The organism is Thermodiscus maritimus, from assembly GCF_055382595.1.
Window position 1 is genome coordinate 276,773 of the sequence record NZ_AP042434.1, and the last position, 18,798, is coordinate 295,570.

13 protein-coding genes are annotated in these 18,798 nt (G+C 48.2%); 2 read left to right on the forward strand and 11 right to left on the reverse strand.

What is annotated here, in order from left to right; translation table 11 throughout:
• Window positions 1-125: 125 nt before the first annotated feature.
• Both ACZ47H_RS01475 and ACZ47H_RS01480 read right to left on the reverse strand, forming a co-directional pair.
• Window positions 126-3,800 (reverse strand): hypothetical protein, encoded by a 3,675-nt coding sequence (locus tag ACZ47H_RS01475; protein ID WP_464933454.1) that lies wholly within the window; start codon window positions 3,798-3,800, stop codon window positions 126-128.
• Between the two features lie 177 nt (window positions 3,801-3,977).
• Complete coding sequence (locus tag ACZ47H_RS01480; protein WP_464933455.1) at window positions 3,978-5,858, reverse strand: hypothetical protein; 1,881 nt, start codon at window positions 5,856-5,858, stop codon at window positions 3,978-3,980.
• Between the two features lie 115 nt (window positions 5,859-5,973).
• Here ACZ47H_RS01480 and ACZ47H_RS01485 point away from each other — a divergent pair, with 115 nt between their 5' ends.
• A complete protein-coding gene (locus tag ACZ47H_RS01485) occupies window positions 5,974-6,480 on the forward strand; it encodes a hypothetical protein (protein WP_464933456.1) in 507 nt (168 codons plus the stop codon).
• 9 nt (window positions 6,481-6,489) lie between these two features.
• On the opposite strand, the gene ppsA is transcribed toward ACZ47H_RS01485, so the two are convergent.
• The 3 genes from ppsA to ACZ47H_RS01500 all read right to left on the reverse strand — a co-directional run bounded on the left by ppsA (window position 6,490) and on the right by ACZ47H_RS01500 (window position 11,293).
• Window positions 6,490-8,928 (reverse strand): pyruvate, water dikinase, encoded by a 2,439-nt coding sequence (gene ppsA / locus ACZ47H_RS01490; protein ID WP_464933457.1) that lies wholly within the window; start codon window positions 8,926-8,928, stop codon window positions 6,490-6,492.
• A 125-nt stretch (window positions 8,929-9,053) separates the two neighbouring features.
• Window positions 9,054-10,343 (reverse strand): histidine--tRNA ligase, encoded by a 1,290-nt coding sequence (hisS, locus tag ACZ47H_RS01495; RefSeq protein ID WP_464933458.1) that lies wholly within the window; start codon window positions 10,341-10,343, stop codon window positions 9,054-9,056.
• Between the two features lie 38 nt (window positions 10,344-10,381).
• The gene (locus ACZ47H_RS01500; protein WP_464933459.1) at window positions 10,382-11,293 is read right to left on the reverse strand and encodes a radical SAM protein; all 912 of its coding nucleotides are present in this window, start codon (window positions 11,291-11,293) and stop codon (window positions 10,382-10,384) included.
• A gap of 272 nt (window positions 11,294-11,565) precedes the next feature.
• Between ACZ47H_RS01500 and ACZ47H_RS01505 the strand changes: the two genes are divergently transcribed.
• On the forward strand, window positions 11,566-12,567 hold the full coding sequence (locus ACZ47H_RS01505; RefSeq protein WP_464933460.1) for an AbrB/MazE/SpoVT family DNA-binding domain-containing protein: 1,002 nt from the start codon (window positions 11,566-11,568) through the stop codon (window positions 12,565-12,567).
• On the opposite strand, the gene ACZ47H_RS01510 is transcribed toward ACZ47H_RS01505, so the two are convergent.
• The 6 genes from ACZ47H_RS01510 to ACZ47H_RS01535 form a co-directional block, all read right to left on the reverse strand.
• Window positions 12,564-13,292, reverse strand: coding sequence for an ABC transporter ATP-binding protein (locus ACZ47H_RS01510; protein WP_464933461.1), 729 nt, complete (start codon window positions 13,290-13,292; stop codon window positions 12,564-12,566). The genes ACZ47H_RS01505 and ACZ47H_RS01510 overlap by 4 nt on opposite strands.
• Window positions 13,293-13,295: 3 nt before the next feature.
• Entirely contained in the window at window positions 13,296-14,267 is a 972-nt protein-coding gene (locus tag ACZ47H_RS01515) for a FecCD family ABC transporter permease (protein ID WP_464933462.1), read from the reverse strand.
• A gap of 14 nt (window positions 14,268-14,281) precedes the next feature.
• Window positions 14,282-15,601 carry a helical backbone metal receptor gene (locus tag ACZ47H_RS01520; protein WP_464933463.1) on the reverse strand — a complete coding sequence of 440 codons (1,320 nt, stop codon included), beginning with the start codon at window positions 15,599-15,601 and terminating at the stop codon, window positions 14,282-14,284.
• A 175-nt stretch (window positions 15,602-15,776) separates the two neighbouring features.
• On the reverse strand, window positions 15,777-16,658 hold the full coding sequence (locus tag ACZ47H_RS01525) for a universal stress protein (protein WP_464933911.1): 882 nt from the start codon (window positions 16,656-16,658) through the stop codon (window positions 15,777-15,779).
• Between the two features lie 2 nt (window positions 16,659-16,660).
• The gene (locus ACZ47H_RS01530; protein WP_464933464.1) at window positions 16,661-17,806 is read right to left on the reverse strand and encodes a DUF1646 family protein; all 1,146 of its coding nucleotides are present in this window, start codon (window positions 17,804-17,806) and stop codon (window positions 16,661-16,663) included.
• An 82-nt stretch (window positions 17,807-17,888) separates the two neighbouring features.
• Window positions 17,889-18,797, reverse strand: a complete 909-nt coding sequence (locus ACZ47H_RS01535) for an electron transfer flavoprotein subunit alpha/FixB family protein (RefSeq protein ID WP_464933465.1) — start codon at window positions 18,795-18,797, stop codon at window positions 17,889-17,891.
• Between the last annotated feature and the right edge of the window lies 1 nt (window position 18,798).

An 18,798-nucleotide genomic window follows, 5' to 3' on the forward strand; every position in this document is an offset into this window, starting at 1 on the left:
CGCCCCCAAGAAAAGTTGGCTGTTGATAGATTTATAAATGAACCTAGTATGGGTATGGGTGGGAGAATACTATATTAGTAAAAATAAGAAAGGGTTTTGGGTAGTTATTTTATTTTCTACTTTGGCTAGCCCTTCCTGGAGAATGCTCCGTATGCGGCTATTATTAGCACTATTATTAGTAGTACGACGCTGGCAATGCCGAAGTTCTTGACTGAATCACCTACTTGGTTAATGTCGCTCCTTGTGTTCGAGCCTAGATCGTTAATGGCGTTTAAGATGTCTCCCTTAGCCTTCGTCATGTTATTGTGTACTGTGTCGATTGAATTCTGTATGTCGTCTAGCTTCTTGTTGATCTGGCCGAGCGTTGTCTGTACTGCGTCTACCTTGGTTGATACCGCTCCTACGTCACTGTCGACCTTATCTACCTTGTTGCTTAGGTTGTCTAGCTTACCAGAGAGGTCGTTGCCAGTGTTGACTATGGTCGCGTTTATACTGTCTAGCTTGCTGCTAATGCTGTCCCTTAGTGAGGCTAGAGCTGATTGTAGGTGCTGGATGTTCGCTGAGATGTCCTGTAGGTCGCTCTGTACGTTGCCTAGAGATGCGTTGATGTCGTTAAGGCTGCCGGTGATGTTGCTATTCATTGCAGTTATGTAGTTCTCGAGGTCGACTAGCATGCTGGTTAGGTTACTGTTTATAGCCTCTAGGGTCATGCTGAGCTCGTCTAGCTGGCTGGTTAGGTTCTCCATGTTCTCCATCATAGCAGTGATTATGTAGGTTAGGGTCTCGTTAACCTGGTCGAGCATGCTGGTTAGGTTGGCGGATATCTCTGTTATCATCTGCTCTAGTTCGGCTAGCTGCCCTGATAGGGTCGCGTTAACCTCTACTAGGGTGGTCTTGAGCTCCGTTATGGTGTCATTTAGCTGGGCGATCTTGTTTGATATTTCCTCAACCTTCATGTAGATTTCATTTACTGTCTCGTTGATCTGTGCGATTCCGTTGGATATGTTGTTCAGCTTGTCGTCTAGTACTCCGGATACTGTGACTACTGCTAGGTCGTTTGCGGTTGTGAGTGGCAGGAATGAGGCAAAGTGCCCGGTAGCGTTTACGAATACTGCGAGGTCCTTGCCCTTCACTGTGTCGTTGAGCTGGAAGGTGTAGTGCCATAGTCCGGGTATGCCAGTGTACTCTGCCTGTTCACCGGTGGGTCCGTTTAGGCTCACAGTAGTGCCAGAGCTGGTGTACATGAACACGAATACTCTTACATCGGGGACCTGGGAATCGTTGGCCAGTGCTCCGTTGCTGAACCTGACTAGTACCCAAACATCCAGTGTATCTCCGACTAGCTTCGTCTTACCGGTGTCTACCTTGACTAGTAAGGCAGGCGGCTGGCCTAGGTTGATGGCCACTATGTCACTTAGGTTGCTGTTCTCAGGGTGCACCGTTATGTGGTAGATTCCGTTGGGCTGGTTGTAGAGGTATATGCTTGTCCTTAGTACTCCGATGAAGCTTCCATTCGCATCTGTGTATACCTGGCCGGATAGGTCGAGCGTCTGTATGGTGAGGTTGACGTATCCTAGTATTGCTAACTCGTTGATGTCCCACTCCATCGGTACATTGTCTGGCCATCCATAGCCGGATATGTTGACGTCCATTGGTCCGGGGATGAAGACTGTCTTCACCCACATTCCTGAGAGCGGGTCTTGTAGCGCGGTGGTATGGGTCACGTTCACTTCTGGGAATGGTGTTGTCTCAGTGATGCTTGGATCAGTCACGTTATAGACGACCACGTTATAGTCGCCCATCGGCGTCTCTGGCACGTGGACGTTCGTGAAGAGTAGGTAGCCGTATACCGGGGTTACATTCGACTCTATCTCTACCGTGTGGGTGCCATCGGTCAGGTTGATGGATACAGTACTGAAGTTGGTCGGATCTAATCCTATTACTTCTACAGTGAATACTCTGTACTCCTCCATTTCCCAGACGGCTGGGTACGGGTATGCCGGGCTAAGTCCTAGCTCTATGTAACCATTGTTTGCGTTAACTATGACTGGTGTTGGGTTGACGTATACCTTCTGGACCCCATCTGCGTTGTCGCCAAGGACGAACTCGAAGGTGCCTAGGTGTGTCCCCTCGTCGCTTGGGGTGGCCCCGTTCGCTACTATCTTGAAGGTGTTGTTGGTCCAGACGTCTGCAGGTATCTTAGCTATTGCCAGGAAGGTTCCATTGCTGAGGACGTTTATCTCTGGGTTGGAGGTACCATAGGATGCTAGCACCTGCAGGTTGAATAGTACCTGTGTTAGGTTCGTGGCTAGGTTCGCTGTTAGGGTTACTTGTTCCTTGAGGAATCCGTGGCCTTTTACGAGTATGTAGTCTCCGGGCGCCGTGGGGCCTGCTAGCGTGGCCCTGAAAGTCCCGTTGTCTGTGGCCGCGAAGGCCTCGATATACGGCATTACAGTTACGTTGGCTGATGGCAGGCCTATTACATCGCTGCCAGCATCATCTACGGTTGCCACAAATACATAGCTGAGCCCGCCATATGGGTGCTCGGGTAGTAGGAGTGTTACGTTCGCCCATCCACTCGCGTCAGTTTGTATGGCTCCGTTTATGTTGAATGGGAGGAAGCTGGTGTATGCATGGGCGTTGGCGTCGTAGAGGTACATTGTGATCGTGGTTATGTTGCTGTTTGCTGGGAAGTTGTGTAGTTCTAGCGTGACCCGGTCGTTCGGGTTGACCTCTCCTGTGGGGGTGTTTAGCGTGGTGTTATCGGTGAACCCGGTGTATTCCACGCTGGGGTAGATCTCTATCTCGTCCGGGTATTTCAGGGATACCTTGACATCGTCTAGGCTGTAGTTTGTTACAGGGTTATTGACTACATTATTGTTGATTATTAGTTTAATGGTGCCGTTTAGCGGGATAGAATTGTTTCCTACCACCTGGAATGTTACGGTGAACTCTGCATAGTTTATCTGGTTGATACCCATTAGCTCGTTGGTGTAATATAGCCCCACAGTACTGTTTAGCGGGAAGTCCTTTAGGATTCCATTGAAGAAGACCTGGGTCTCGCCACTGGTGTTGTTGGTTGTAGCGGCGAACTGGGTTATGTTGAATATGTCGCTGGTAGGCGTGGTAGTGTTAGCGTTGTTGGCCACATCAACCTGGAATGCGGTGAAGTTGAAGCTCGGGTTCTTTGTGGATGTGAATATTACCTTTACGGTACTGGTGTTGCTGCTGTTAAAGTTGATTTGCTCGGCTGCTGTGAGCTGCGCATTTATCCCCGTCAGGTTCGCGTCGAACTCGAAAACGTTCGTTGTACCCAGCGCGCCAGGCGTATATGCTAGTTTATGAGTGTTTACTGTAATGTAGTCTTCGGGGTTTGCGACTATCATGAATCTGGCGGATACAGCAACGTTGCTACCGTCTGTCACCTTCAGGAATAGGTAGCCAGAGGTGTTGTTCCCTATTAGCTTGCTGAGATTCGCCCCGGAGGGAGCTAGGAGCGTTCCTGCTACGTAATCCATACCGGCAACGTAGACGCCACTGACTGCAACGACGTCGTTGTTGGGGTCTATTGTTGCGTAGCCATTGTTGCTCCAGTAGAGTGATACTTGGCTACCGACCCATCCCAGCGTGTTCCTCAAGTATGTCAGGTTGACAAAGAAGGGGACCGGTGAGCCGGGGGATACTGCTGTCGGGATTACTTCTACTCCTCCTGTCGCGGCTGCCCTAGTTGTTACTGCCGGTACTACTGGTATGACCATTAGCAGTACAAGTGCTACCGCGAAGATCGTCTTCCACTTCATGGGTATATCCACCCTCCTTATACTATACACTTATAGCCCAAGGCGAGAGCTCGGGCTCTGTTATTTATGGCATGCTTGAAGTCTCTATTTAAGGATTAAGCCTCCTCTCTAGGCTTTCCTCCCCCGGATAACCCTGGGATTTTCCTGGTCTATTAACTATAAAATAAATAGTATTATTTAGCTATTCCATAAGAGCCTGTAGGCAAGGCCTGCTGGAATAAACTGGTCTCCAGTATAGCTGGCTAAAATTATTAAGTACAGGCTTTGAGGCTCTATGTCGAGTTCGCTTGAAGAGCATACGGCAGTCGAATTTATCGCTGTAGAGGGAATGTAGCTCCCACTACTTGAAGCTTCAATCACGCAGCCCAGACTAGCCTTTATAGAAGTTAGATCTATGTAGTGGGCTCCATACGTGTATAGTATCCATTCTTGCTCTTCGCCTGGGAATGTTAGGTTTGCTATAAGGATCTCTTGCTTGTAATCGCTTCCCGCTATCAAGTATTTTATATTATAATTATATTTTATTTCTATAATGTATGGTAGGTGGCTGGCTAGGGGAATAGGCTTTGAAACGGTGTATCCTGTCACAATGTAGCCGTGCTTGGACCCGGAATTGTATTCTTTCTCTGTTATTTGATAGGAGGATATCGGGTCGATATTGTATCCTCCCATAATAGTTATGCTTGCATTGAATGGATCCTTGTTGTATATTCTTAATATGGTGTTGGGCTCAATGGTAATGAAGCGCGTGGTGCCCTTGTGAGTTATCTTGATCTGTGGATGTGCTAGGTTCCAGTCTTCATTCTTTATTGAGTTTATCGCTTCTGCTAGAAAGTCCGCTGGTTTAACTTTTAGTAATGGATGAGTGATTATAGTTAGTTTCTTCGTTATGCCTAACTTGTATGTTTGTGTATTGGTTATTGGGATTATAATTTTAGTTATCTCGACATTAATCTTCATATTGAATGTGAAATACTTTAATTTATTAGTCGATAAGAAGATTAGGATTGGACCCGTACTGGCAACCTGAGCGGTGGAATTGGCTGTTTGCACTACCTTGTAAGAGTAGCCGTTTGGGATTACTGCTGTTTTAGAGTATACTTGCCCTGTTACTATGGGACCGTATATTATTGGGAGGTAGGTGTCTTCTAGGGAGCCATACGTGTAGTAGTGTGGGACTTTCGTATAATAGACGTGGTTTCCTGTTAGCCTCGAGTATACTTTTGCTTCTATTAAGGTGCCGGGTGATCTAGGTGTTACTTCCAAGTACCCGTATACTGTCTTATTTGTTGTATTTATATTAATTGATAATGAATATCTAATATTTCTCGCTATTTCAACACTATAGGAGCATGACCTTGTTATCCAGGTATCATCTCCGTACTTGATGGTGATACTACACGCCTTTGAGCCATTGTCGAAGATCAGGGCCCACCCGGACATTGTTAAATTATATATTCTACCTATTTTTATAGGTATACCCGATATTATTTGTGGATAATTTAAACCTATAAGTGGAAATCCGGTGAATAGGTCCCCTGAGCCCTCTCTCGGCGTTTGTGAACTCGTATCTTCAAGAGAGATATTACATGTGAATAGCCTAGGATCTTTTAAATCAAAGTTACCCCCTGCTTGTGTTATTCGAGGGTCCCTCAGAGCATTGTATGCATAGAGAGCCCCGGAGGAGCTCTCGACAAGGATGTAGACGGGAGAGCAATCATAGTCTTCGACAAGTGATGCGTTGATGTAGTTAACGCTTGCTTTTAACCTCTTAACTATAGTATAATTTTTTGATAGAACATATACAGTGGTGTCTTCGCCATACCCTACTGGAGAGATGTATACTCGAAGAACTCTTGTACCATTCTCCTCTATAATATAAGGTAATATTATAGGGGGATTTGATTGATCCAATAGCGTCTCCATTTTACCTGTAAAGTAGTCGTCGGCTCTCTCGAGAGAGCTTGATAGCGTGACGCTAACAGTCAATGCAGCCGACACCAGTACAAGAAGAACTATCATCCCGCCGATAATCTCGCTTAGTCCCCTTCTCTTCAACCTTCTCCCCACTTTGTCTAGCCTATTTTATTGGGGGCGGAGGGGGTTTGGTGGAAGTTATTCCGCTATAATTTCATTATTCTTGCCCAGCAATGCTAATGGGTGGGGGAGAAGTGTGTACAGCGAGGAGGAATACGAGACTATAATAGATAAGATTAGTGCTGGTGATGTGAAGCTTAATGTCATGGAGCGTACTGGTATTGATAGAGAATCAGCCAAGGAGGTAGCCAGGCAGCTCCTTGACACACTACACGGATACAACTACGAGATAATACACTCTGACGACATTATAATCATTAGGGTGAAGTTACAGAGATTCGTCATCCTACTTCTACCCTTAGGTTATAAGAGAACCCTCACGGGTCTTGAGAGCTTGAAAATCTTCGAGAAAGCTTTAAAGCACGTGAATATGGATGAAGGTAAAATTGTGATAATATATTATTCTCCAGGAGGAAAACTACTTACTTCAGCATACTTGTTCCTAGGTCATTTAATAGAGAAATATAAAATTGGTATATTATTCGTTAACGGCGGCCCTGAGGAGGTTATCGAGGTTTTGGAAGCACTCAGAGAAAAAGGTGAATTCACTCCGAAAGAAGAGGATTATGTAAAGATAGTATGAGCTGGCTATTTATCTATCACTGCGGAGCCCTTCTAGCAGGATTCGCTTCTCAATACTCGCTACCAGCCTCCTCGTCCTTATAACAGCGTCTGGGTTCACGCTTATACTGTCTATCCCGTTCCTAACTAGGAATTCTACTAGCTCGGGGTAGACGCTTGGGGCCTGTCCACATATACTGGCTGTTATATTGTTTCTGTGCGCGGCGTTTATTATCATCTTGATAGCTTTTAGTACTGCGGGGTCCCTCTCATCGAAGTATCCCAGCTTCGCTAGGAGGGCGCTGTCCCTGTCTGCTCCCAGCGTCAGCTGTGTGAGGTCGTTGCTACCTATGCTGAAGCCGTCGACCATTTTCGCGAATTCGTCAGCGAGGAGTACTGTGCTTGGCACCTCGACCATTATCCATACCTTGAAGTCTCTCCCCCTGTATAGCTCTTCATCCTCTAGTATCTTCAGCGCCTTCTCAAGCTCCCACGTGGTCCTTACGAAGGGGAACATTACCCAGACGTTGTTTAGGTTCCACTCTTCCCTCACCTTCTTGATGGCTCTAACCTCTAGCCTGAAGGCTGGCTCGAACTTTGGCGTAATGTATCGTGAGACTCCTCTCCAGCCTATCATCGGGTTCCTCTCTTCTAGGTCTTCATATTTCTCCCCGCCTATCAGCCTCTTGTACTCGTTTGTCTTGAAGTCGCTGAACCTCACTACCACTGGCCTCGGGTATATTGCCGACGCAACCTTAGCAATGCCCTCTGCTAGCTTGTCGACGAAGTATACTCCTCTCCCCTGCTCTATGAGGTAGAGTGGATGGTATCTTATCCAGCTAGATATTATGAACTCGATCCTCATCAGGCCTATTCCGTCGAAGGGGAGGTCCTTGTACCTGTCGATCTCGTCTGGCTGGCCTAGGTTCATGTAGATCTTGGTTGCGGTGACGGGGTATAGGTTTACCAGTATTTCTGCCGGGAGCGCTGTGGGGGCCGCTGGCTTCTCCTCCTCCTCTGCCTTGAGTATACCACTATACACTACTCCCCTGGAGCCGTCTACTGTTACCACCTGGTTGTCTTTTAGAACGCTGGTGGCGTTACCTGTTCCAACCACTGCCGGTATACCCAGCTCTCTGGCTACAATAGCTGCGTGGGCGGTCATTCCACCCTCATCCGTTACTATGGCAGAGGCTAGCTTCATATACGGAACCCAGTCAGGATCGGTCATCTTTGTTACAAGGATGTCTCCCTTCTCCATCTTCTTAGCGGCCTCCTCTACTGTAAGGGCCACCTTAACCTTGCCCGATGCTACTCCTGGACTAGCTGGCACACCCCTTACCAGGACCTCTCCTTCCTTTACGGTCTCCGCTAACTCTTCCTTTGCTTTTTCAGCGCTCTTCTTCTTGCTCCATACAGTCTCAGGCCTCGCTTGAACGAGGAATATGCCCTCGGGCGAGCCTATGTCCGCGTCTATAGCCCACTCTATGTCTACGTGGGTGCCGAAGTGTTCTTCCACTTTTTTAGCAAATGCGGCGATCTGTTTAACCTCCTCATCTGTTATCGACTGGGCCTCTGGGAACATGGCGTACTTCTCGATCATCTCGGCTATTTCAGGGTGTTTCGCTTTCAACTCTTCGAGCTCCTCATCGTTCTCCGGTAGTTTTATCTCGACGTTCATCCTGCTCCTTGGATCGTAGAATAGAGCCTTCTCCTTCCTCGATATCCTCTTCTCCACGATCTCTAGGGTTTCCTTATCAACCGTGAATGAATCGGGTGTAACAATGCCTGCAACCACGAACTCTCCCAGGCCCCAAGCGCTCTCTATGACGATCTTGTCTTCATCCCCTGTTACTGGGTGGATTGTGAATAATACCCCACTACTCCTACTATTAACCATCTTCTGGACTACAACAGCCATGTACGCTTGCTCGTGGGATACGTTGAGAGAGTCCCTGTAGCTGAGGGCCCTAGCCGTCCACAGGCTACCCCAGGCTCTCTTCACGTGCTCTATTACCTCCTCTACTCCTTGAACGTTTAGGTAGGTATCCTGCTGGCCCGCGAAGCTGGCTTCGGGCAGATCTTCCACTGTAGCGCTGCTTCTCACAGCTACCCTCGGAGCCTCTACTCCGACTCTCCGGGCTAGCTCCTTGTAAGCGGCCTCGATCGCTTCCCTTATCTTGTGGGGCATCGGCGTCCTAACGAATTTCGACCTTATAAGCTCGCTGGCCTTCTCGTACTCCTCGGGCTTCCCACTTATTATGACTTCTTCTAGAACATGCTTGATAAACCCGGCTATCCCCGTCTCGTATATGAAGTCCTTGTAAGCATCAGAAGTAACTACGAAGCCTGGAGGGACGGGTATCCCAGCCTTGATGAGCTCGCCTAGCCCAACTGCTTTCCCACCGACTTTTTCGTGAAGTGACTTATCGATTTCCTCCAACCATAATACATAGTTCCTTTTAGCCACTAGAACTTCACCGCTACCCTACGTAGGGGCTTCCATTATTTAAGATTCCCACTTTCAATATGAAAATAATTTAATATAATATTATTTTAGTAAACAACACTAATTACTTCGACCGATAATCCACACTATAATATCATCTCTATTCTCTCAAACTCTACTTCACGGCGCTCCCCGGTTACGGAGTCATAGACTGTTACTTTTCCATTAACCGCCTCTTTTTCACCTATAAAGATCAGGTATCTTATTCCCAGCCTCTTCGCCTTTTTACGCTGCGCCTTCTGGCTCGACCTTGAGAGGTCTATTCTCGTATTAACTCCGGCTTCTCGCAGGCGACTGGCCACTCTCCATGCATAGGAATAGTAGTTGTGATCCAGTACTATGACCTGGGCCTGTGTTAGCGTCTTCTTCGAGAGCGAGTAGATTCCCAGCTCAATGCCTGCATCTATTATCCTCTCGATACCAATGCTCACTCCAGTGGCTGGAGTCGGCTGGCCTGTGAACATTCCAATGAGGTTATCATATCTCCCGCCTCCCGCTACGCTCCCGATCCTTGGCCTGTCTAGTACCACCTCGACTATGGGTCCCGTGTAGTAGTCTAACCCCCTTACCAGGCTTAGGTCGATCTCGACTGGGCCGTCTCCTCCTACCAGCTCGATTATGGAGTTGAGGTGCTCTATTGCCTCGGACACAAGCTTGTTCCCACTATACTTCTCCTCAATCCATTGCAAGGACTCATCCGGCTCTCCCCTAAACCCTATAATGTTCTTTATCTTATCTATCGTGTCGTCTCGCAGCCCGATCTTCCTAAGCTCGGCTTCTACACCCTCAAGCCCTATCTTGTCCAGCTTGTCTATAGCCCTGTATACTGGGAGGGGATCAGTTATCCCCAGTTCCTGCTCGAATATTCCCCGGAGGAGCCTCCGATCATTTATCCTAACCCTGAACCCCTCCTTGAATCCAAGTGCTTTCAAGGCGTCAATGGTTAACTCTATGATCTCCGCGTCTGCCTCTGGGTAGGGGCTACCGACTATGTCCGCGTCGCACTGGTAGAACTCCCTATACCTGCCCTTCTGGGGCTCTTCGTGCCTCCAAACCGGGCCTATGTGGTATCTTTTGAAGGGCATTGGCTGATCCCTGTGGCTAGCTATGAAGCGGGCTAGGGGGACTGTTAGATCATATCTTAGCGTGTACTCCCGCCCACTCCATGGATCCTGGAATCTCCAGATAAGCCTGTTCTCTGCCTCCTCGCCATATTTCCCTGCTAGAGTCTCCCAGTACTCTAGGGCGGGGGTGTCTATCGGGTCAAACCCATATCTCTGGAATACGCGTTCTAGTTTGGAGAATAACTCCTTTCTCAGTATCATCACGTCTGGGGGGAAGTCGCGGAACCCCCTAGGAGGCCTCGGAGTCTTCATTACTCTGCTCCCACCAGGCGATTCTCTGGGTTTACAGCCTAATCAGTATTAGCCCCGTCACACTCTATTTGTTCAACGCTTACAATAGGCTCTCTGCTCGGAGTAGGATATGCCTCTATTCTCTCGCATCCCCCATCTCTATGTATTCGAGTGTATACTACTGTCCCCGTCGGGGTTACGCTTTCATACCATTTCTTATCAACTAGAGCTGTTCTCCTAAGCCTATTCCTCGTCTGTACCGCGTCCTTAAAGGATGCTGGGCAGAAGTGGACCGGCGCCCGGATATTCTCCTCAGCCCACTCCACTAGCTCCACCGCGGCTTCATAGGCCCCCTTCACAGTGAACGGCCTCCTCCTAGATTCTCGCAGACCCCGTTGAAGGAGCGCCCTAGCATTAGGCTCGACGAACTCCATCTCATTCAGGTTTATGAAGTCCACGCCTCTAGCATCAGCCTCCTTCATGATTCTTTTAGCCCATTCAACAAGGTTTGGCGCGATGGGTATCTCGAGCCCTACATCCATAGAGGTGTACTTCTTCGCCACACTTATTCTATCCACAAACCACTCAAGTGTGGGATGGAATCTTATCTCGTCGAGCCCGGCCCTGTCTAGCTCGACTAGAACCTCCCTAGTAGCATATCTCCCGCTAGTGTAGAGATGTATGTGGAACCTGCTCCCGAACCACTCTTTAAGCGTCTGTATCACCGCTAGAGTCCTACTGTACCTTGCTAGAGGGTCCCCTCCCGTGAGGCTAGCTCCCTCAGCCCCGCTCCTCGCTACTTCAACCACTACATCCTCTATAGATGAGACTGGGGTCTCATTGACGTAGAAGACGTTGTGGCCCAGTCTGTTCCGGTTGACGGGGCAGTAGTAGCAGTGGTCGTCGCATAGCCCTGTCACAAATATAACTGCCTTTACTCCGGCGAAGCACAGATTACACCCTGCCGCCATTTTCGGCTTTGATAGCAGGGCTCTACCTCCATATCCCAGCAGCTCGTAACACCTCTAGCCCCTTACTTTCCGCGGATCTTCTTAAGCACAACACTATACAGGGGTTGCTACCGGCTCGTAGGGGGGCGGGGTTGACACGATAATCCCCAACAGCTTTAGTATTCTTCATATTTTAATCATACCTAGATAGTGGCTCGATACAAATATACCCTCTCTCAAACATATACGTATAAACTCCTCCATATATACCAATTCCTAGGGGGTGTGCGAGTGTGGAGTCGAACATCGAGGAGAGGAGAGTCCAGAGGCTGGGCACGAGCTCATTAATAGTCACATTACCCAAAAAATGGGTTAAAAAAGTCAATATTAATCCTGGAGATAAGGTTACAATGATTATAGAAGGCGACGAGATCCGCATACTCCCTCCAACTAAGAGACCACAAGAAAAAGGGAAACACTTCATCGAGTTAAAAAAACTAGAAAATGATATTCTAATATCCGAAGTCCCACTATGCCTCTATATACTAGGCTTCACGGATGCAGTACTTGGAGCCAACAACCTCGATGTGTCAACTATAAACAAGATCATTACAAGAGCCTCCAACCTGTTAGGGGTTAGGGCAACATGCCTAGGAGATAATAGAATAAAAGTCAAAGTACTCATCGATACAGAGGAGAATATATCATCAATGCTATGGTCCATATATAGGGATCTAGTCCTCCTAATGAGAACTATACTTAAGGTCATCCGCAACCAGGATAAGTTAAGCAGTCTCCTCAACGATGCCAAGATGCTGGGTAATGAGATCTCCAAGAACTACTATGCTATAGTTAGAACCGCTTATCAGTCCCCCTATACTCCTCCAGGGAGGATGGAGAAGACAGGTAACAGCCTCCTTGCCCCCTCCCTATCACTCCTAGCATATCTTATGAGCCAAATAGCTCTAGACACCATCGAGACTCTTAGCATGTATCAACCATCTAATATATCAAACATTATTATAGAAATAACTGAAACATTGATAGATGTAATCGAGAAACTCTCAAATGCCCTGAGAAGCGGGGACGTTGAGATCCTGAAGGGCGTGATGGCGGACCTTGAAAGGCTAAAGGCTGAGTTGCCGGATGCAGTTAAGAAGGATGGTGGTACGTCATTATATTTGTTCGCTAAGACCCAGGACTTCCTACGATTATTAGGGACCGCGACGGATAAGCTCACATGTTGGCTGACGATATCATCTCTGATAGAGAAGGGCTTGATACAACGAGCTTAATCCCCCTCGATAAATGGAACATAAAATGACATGCCATTAACTTTAACATACCTTAGCTCCACACCATACGTTTCCTCTAACACCTCTTTGTCGAGCCCTTCAGGGGGGCCAGTGTAGAGTATGCGGCCCATGTTCATTACGCTGACAGTATCAAAATACCAGATATAGTGTATCTCATGTGTAGTAAGGATCACGACTGCATTGTTGATGCGAGAATACTCTCTCAGCATCCTTAGTACTATTGACTGGTTCCTAACGTCTAGGAAGGAGAGTGGCTCGTCAAGTAGTACTAGTCTTGCTCTCCTCCCCAGGGTCCTCGCGATCCATACCAGCCTCTGCTCTCCACTGCTGAGGGACGAGTATCTTCTCCTAATGTAGCTTTGAAGCCCTAGTCTTCTTAGATATGAGACTGCATCTTCGAAACCTCCCCTCGAATTGTATACTCCTGCCCTAAGCACGTCTTCTACGAGAGCTAATTGGTCAACGATTGGAGTAGCAGGGGAATAGGCTGCCTCTGCAGGATCCAGTCTCCTACCGTCATACACTATTCGGCCGGATGTGGGTATTAGCCCTAGTATGGATTTTAGGAGCGTGGTTTTCCCTGCCCCGTTTGGCCCGACTATACTGTGGACTCCAGGCCCTAGTTGGAGGTTTACGTTTGATACTATCCTCCTCCCCTCTATCGTGACATTCAGGTTTTCAACAACGAGGATTCCGGGAGTCACCTTTTACCACCCGGATTTCCTGGAGAGGTAGAAGAGGAGGGGGCCTCCGAAGAGGGCTGTGAATGCTGTGAGTGGCATCTCCTGGCTGGGGGATGCTATCCTTATCGCCATATCCGAGATAAGTGCGAGAATTACTCCCATAAGCATTGACACTGTTAGAGTCCTGCCGAACTCGTTACCTGCTAAGAGTCGAGCGAGCCATGGTGCTGCTAGCCCTATAAAGCCGACTGGACCAGCTAACGCCACCATTGCCGATGCTATTATGGCTGATAGTATGAGTGCAGTGTACCTAGTTCTCTTTACGTTGACCCCCATGCTCTCGCTCACGTCGTCTCCGAGTATGAGCGTGTAGATCCTCTTTGATAACATGTAGAGTGGTACTAAGCCCCCTACTAGGATGATGGTGCTGTATGTTAGGGTTTTTAGGAGCGTATACGCTACTGTGCCGAACAGCCACATGTATGTCACGTTTATCCTGTTAATATATTTTGTCATAATCATAATAATTATTCCAGTTATGGCGTAGCTGACCGATACCCCAGCCACTATTATAGCCGTAGGGGTCCCCCCGCTTCGAGCCCCTATCCCTATGACTATGAAGAAGGTTGAGACTCCGAATAACATTGCGATAGCGTATATGAAAAGGGGGTTCGCGTTCCCATATACTACGAGGGCAATCACCACCCCTAGAGCAGCGCCGGAGGAGACTCCTAGTAGGAAGGGATCTGCAAGGGGGTTCCTGAGGGCGTACTGCATCGTAAGCCCAGATGATGCTAGACCGGCTCCAAGTATCGTGGCAGCTAGTGTTCTGATCAGCCTATACCTTATGATCCCCGCTTTCCCTTTAATTCCGCCGGTGGTGAAGAAGTTTATGATGTCTGAGAGTGTGACTTTGTGGTAGGGTCCTATTAGGAGGGACCCTGTGAAGAGAACAAGCAAAGATAATATTAAAAATAATATTATTACTTTATTCATTATTCCACCATATCCTAGGATGGAACCGATGGAACGCTTGGAACACTCGGCAGGGATGTAGAGTTAATACATGACGGAACAGTGCTCGGCGTGTACCCATATACTTCAGGGTGTATTATGAGTTGGAGTACTACTATAGCATTGATTATCCTCGGGCTTGGCCTGTTCAGCATGTCGCTGTACGGGTATCCTATACAGTATACCCTATCATTGGCTATGGCGGGGATCTGATTTGCAGAGTCGCCCAGCTCCTCCTCGAGGAGGCTTATTATTGCTGTCTTGTTTACACCAACCCCTATTATTATGTCGGGTGATGCTTCAAGCAGCTGCTCTGCGCTTATTGTCCCCCACCCCGTGTAGTTGGCGAACACGTTAACCCCTCCGGCCCAATAGATTGCCTCTGATTGGAAGGTGTTGTTTCCTGTGACCCAGATTGGGTTTAGCCATACTATTAGGGCGACCTTTGGAGTAGATGTGTAGTTTGCGAGCTTTATTCTGGAGAGGTCTGATTCGAACTGCATCGCGGCTTTAACTGCCTCCTCGATGTTGCCTGTGGCTCTCCCAACAATTAAGAGTGATTTCTTTATGTCGTTGAGGCTACTCTGGGGTAGGAGGATAACTGGGATCCCATATGCTTTAAGTATTTGCTTTACCTGCTGGTGTGCAGTCACCCCTGCTACGCCAATGACGAGGTCTGGTTGTGCTGAGAGGATTGCTTCAACACTTGGATTGAAGAAGCCTCCTACATCGACTAGGCTTCCATTATTCCTCGCCTCAGCCACCCACTCTGGGTAGTCACTGTAGGAGTCCACACCGACAAGCCTGTCAGTAGCGTTGACATAATAGAGGATCTCGGTAACTGATGGGGCTAGCGATACTATTCTTTCCGGCTTGGATGGTATGAGTACCTCATCACCGCTCCCATCTATTATGGTTGCGGGGAAGAGGATCTTGTCCTCCAAAGACTTAACCTTCTCCTCCAGCTTGGTGATCTGCTCTATGAGATCCTTCTGGCTCTGGTTGATAGATGATTTAAGGAGGGTTATCTCTTCAGCTATCTTGACTAGGTCCTGGGCGGACGCCACGTTCTTAAGGCTCTCGTTTATATTTTTAATGGCCTCGGCTAGCTGGGAATAGCTCTCTAACTTCGCGTTTTGCTCCGCCTGTGTCTTGTTTAGGGCTGTGAGCTTTTCGGATATCTCCGACAGTTTCTCGTTCGTTTTGCTTATCTCGTTCGACGCTTTATAGAACATGTACCCCGCTATTGACAAGCCAATTATTGCTATAATGATAGCTGTATAAGCTACTACTGCCAATCCCTTCTCAGTGGACACGGTATCCAGCACCAGGTGTTGTCTTACCAATGCCCACGTAAAAATCTATCGCATCCTACCAACCCCTACAGGGAAAAGTGGAAGGCTGCGGGAGCCTCTTGCTCCGTGTTAGATGCCTCGGTGCTTGCACCCTTCAATCACATTTCAGTCCTTTATGCTCTCCTCACCGGCCCATCTACTCCGATATATGGCGTATAGGATATATAATTACGGGCTGCATAGAGTATGATATAATATGATCTAATGTGCTTCCCAGGAACCATTCTATTAAGCTCTTTTTCACAGTCCTCCCTACTGCCAGCGAGGCTCCCATGGACTCGGCGAACTTTATTATGAGCCTTCCTATCTTACCGTTCTGAAGGATCGCTCTCTTCACATGTATTCCTGCATCTTGTAGGCGCTCATATACCCTTCCACCAAGACTATTAGCTTCGTCCTCTGATTCTTCATGCTCTTGGACGTGCAGTATTATCAGCTCCTCGGTGTTCGCTATGGTTGAGAGCTCCTTGATATAGTCTATGAAGTTCTCCGTTGTATTCCTGTCTACCGCCATAACTATCTTCTTAGCGAAGTCGGGTCCTCCATGGACCTCGACAGAGCTCTCTCTCTCCCTGTAGAGGACGTGGAATAGTAGTATTGGAATCTTCGCGATTTTTACTAGTTCAACAGCGGTTCCACCAATCAGGGTGAACCTTTTTACATGCCACCCCTTCTTTAATAGTAGTATCTCGCTGGCACTGACTCTAGATGAAGCCTCATTTATAGCAATAGCCGGGTCAGCGATGGGGATCTCCTCGTATACCTCCGCATTGATGCCCTCTGATTCCAGCTTTTCCCGGTATGCTTCAAGCTTCTTCCTGGCCTCTGCCTCCATATTGGAGATTATCTTTTCTGGGTCAAAGCCGGCTGCAACGTGTTCTAGTATGGCTGAGTCTATTGCGTGGAAGAGTATCATGTCGCTCCTATATCTCTTAGCGATGCTCGCAGCCAGCTCTACTTGCTTGTCGCTCACAGGGGATAGGTCCAGGGGGACTAGGATCCTCTCTAAAGGTCTCATTTTCAACCCAGCCACCAACCAGATATTGTAGCGTAGATGCTTATATGCAGCCCTAACACTTCTATCAATATGAAGTAGATGATTAACAGGACTATGCCGAATGGGACCCCTATCCTCGCCCATTCCCTACTCGTTATCTTAAGCCTCCCTGCTGCAACTATGTTTGGTATGTTTCCTGGTATCAGCATTCCACCGGATATGAGGAGGCTCATTAATGCACTCCTTATCTGCTCGACTGTGAGGGCTTTGTTGATCTCAGCCGCTGCTAGTGTTGCATTATCGACTACTGCGCTTATGGTGTTGAGCCAGTACAGGGCCCATGGAGGTATCTTGCTGAAGTAGCAGTAGGCTAGGTATGAGAAGCTGTGCCCCAGCAATTCTAAGGCGGCTACGAAGATGTATACGCGTATGGTCCTCTCTATCACGCTTCTCAGGCTCTCTCCGTAGGTCGCTTCGACACCGTAGATTCTAACTCCTCCCCGCTTAATCTTGTATGCGGTGTAAGCTGCTACCAGGATTACTCCAGAGATAACGTAGACTCCAAGTATTCTTAGGAGGTAGTCGAAGCTCTCTTCCAGCTTGGAAACAACTATGGTGCTGAGAGGCTCTCCCACCGGTGTGAGTGCTGCCCCTAATCCTACAGCGAAGGAGGCAAGTACAACGAACTCTACCTTTGCAGCCCTCTCCATTTTCAGGGCTGCCGCGAGCTCAGCTAGTATTACCGCCGTTACTATTACAGAGATTATGCTTGATGTTAGCCCGAAGAATAGGACTATAACGAATGCGAACGCGGTGAATCCTATCTTCTTGATCATGGCATCGAGGCCTCGGTAGATCCATTTGTGGAAGTAGTAGAATAGGAGGCCGAATATGAAGACAACCTGTGTTATTCCGATTGGCATCCCAGATATGGATACTGGTGTTATGAGAGCCTTCTTCGCCACCATATGGATTTCTTGAATAGTGGTCTCTCCGAAGAGGTAGTTGGCTGTAATCGCTATTATTCCCATTAGGAGGAAGAAGGGCTCTAGGTTCTCCTCAACCTTCTTGGACTTGAATGGTAGGAAGAGTACGAGTAGTAGTATTGCTAGGAGTGTAATGGTTAACCCGGGTATTGGCTGGCATGCCACGCTGGATGCTTCGACCACCCCTGGAACCCGGGTTGAAAAAGAACTGGGGGCTGATTGGTATTAATGGATAATAGGTTTGGTGTTGGGTCTAAGTGTATCGCTACTTCCTCCTCTCCTCCAGCTTCTTTATCAGTACTGGTAGGAACTGGTATAGGTCGGCGACAACCCCATAGTCTGCCTGCTTGAATATCGGGGCAGTCTTGTCCTTGTTGACTGCTACTATTATCTTTGAGTTCATTACTCCCGCCATGTGCTGTGGGGCCCCGCTTATGCCTATTGCTATATAGAGTTTGGGGGAGACCCTCTTACCGCTTATACCTATCCAAGCGTCTTCTGGCAGCCACTTGTAGTCGGCAGCTATTGGCCTTGAAGCTCCTACCTGTGCTCCTAGGAGTTCTGCGAGCTTGAATGCTAGTTCTAGGTCCTCCTTCTTCTTAAATCCTCTCCCTACGCCAACTATTATCTCTGCCTCCTCCAGATTAATTCCGCTGAGAACCTTCTTCTTTACCTCAACTAGCTTCACAGTCTCTCCGGCTGGAGTCAGGTCAACTATCTCAGCCTGACCGGCCTGCTCGAAGGGCTTGAAGACCTTCTGGTTGATCAATACTATAGCGGGTAGGGGTACCTTCTCCTTAGCTATGGCCCTCTCGCTGAGGAATCCCCTCGTGTATATTATAGAGTCCTCTTTGATCTCGAGGCTTGTCACATCCGTAGGCATTGGAAGACCGCGTTTTCCAGCGAAGTATGAGAGTGCAGCCCTGTTGTTCTTGGTTATCCATCCAATCACGATGTCCGGCTTGAACTCGTCGTAGACCTTCTCAACCGCCGCCACTATATGGTCGGGGTGGCTGGATTTGAGCCTATAGACTTTGAATCCCAGCTGCTGTAGCTGCTCGTCCTCCGCAGCATTCCCATAAGCTAGGATAACCTTCTCCCCTGCCTGGGAGACTGCTCCAAGAGACTCCTTGATCTCGGGTATACTGGATCCAACTATGAGCGCCTTCACCATA

Bases quoted from the DNA above. Each gene is read 5' to 3' on its own strand.
- ACZ47H_RS01515 (WP_464933462.1), bottom strand. From the start codon at position 14,267: ATGAATAAAGTAATAATATTATTTTTAATATTATCTTTGCTTGTTCTC.
- ACZ47H_RS01475 (WP_464933454.1), bottom strand. From the start codon at position 3,800: ATGAAGTGGAAGACGATCTTCGCGGTAGCACTTGTACTGCTAATGGTC.
- ACZ47H_RS01525 (WP_464933911.1), bottom strand. From the start codon at position 16,658: ATGAGACCTTTAGAGAGGATCCTAGTCCCCCTGGACCTATCCCCTGTG.
- ACZ47H_RS01500 (WP_464933459.1), bottom strand. From the start codon at position 11,293: ATGGCGGCAGGGTGTAATCTGTGCTTCGCCGGAGTAAAGGCAGTTATA.
- hisS (WP_464933458.1), bottom strand. From the start codon at position 10,343: ATGAAGACTCCGAGGCCTCCTAGGGGGTTCCGCGACTTCCCCCCAGAC.
- ACZ47H_RS01535 (WP_464933465.1), bottom strand. From the start codon at position 18,797: ATGGTGAAGGCGCTCATAGTTGGATCCAGTATACCCGAGATCAAGGAG.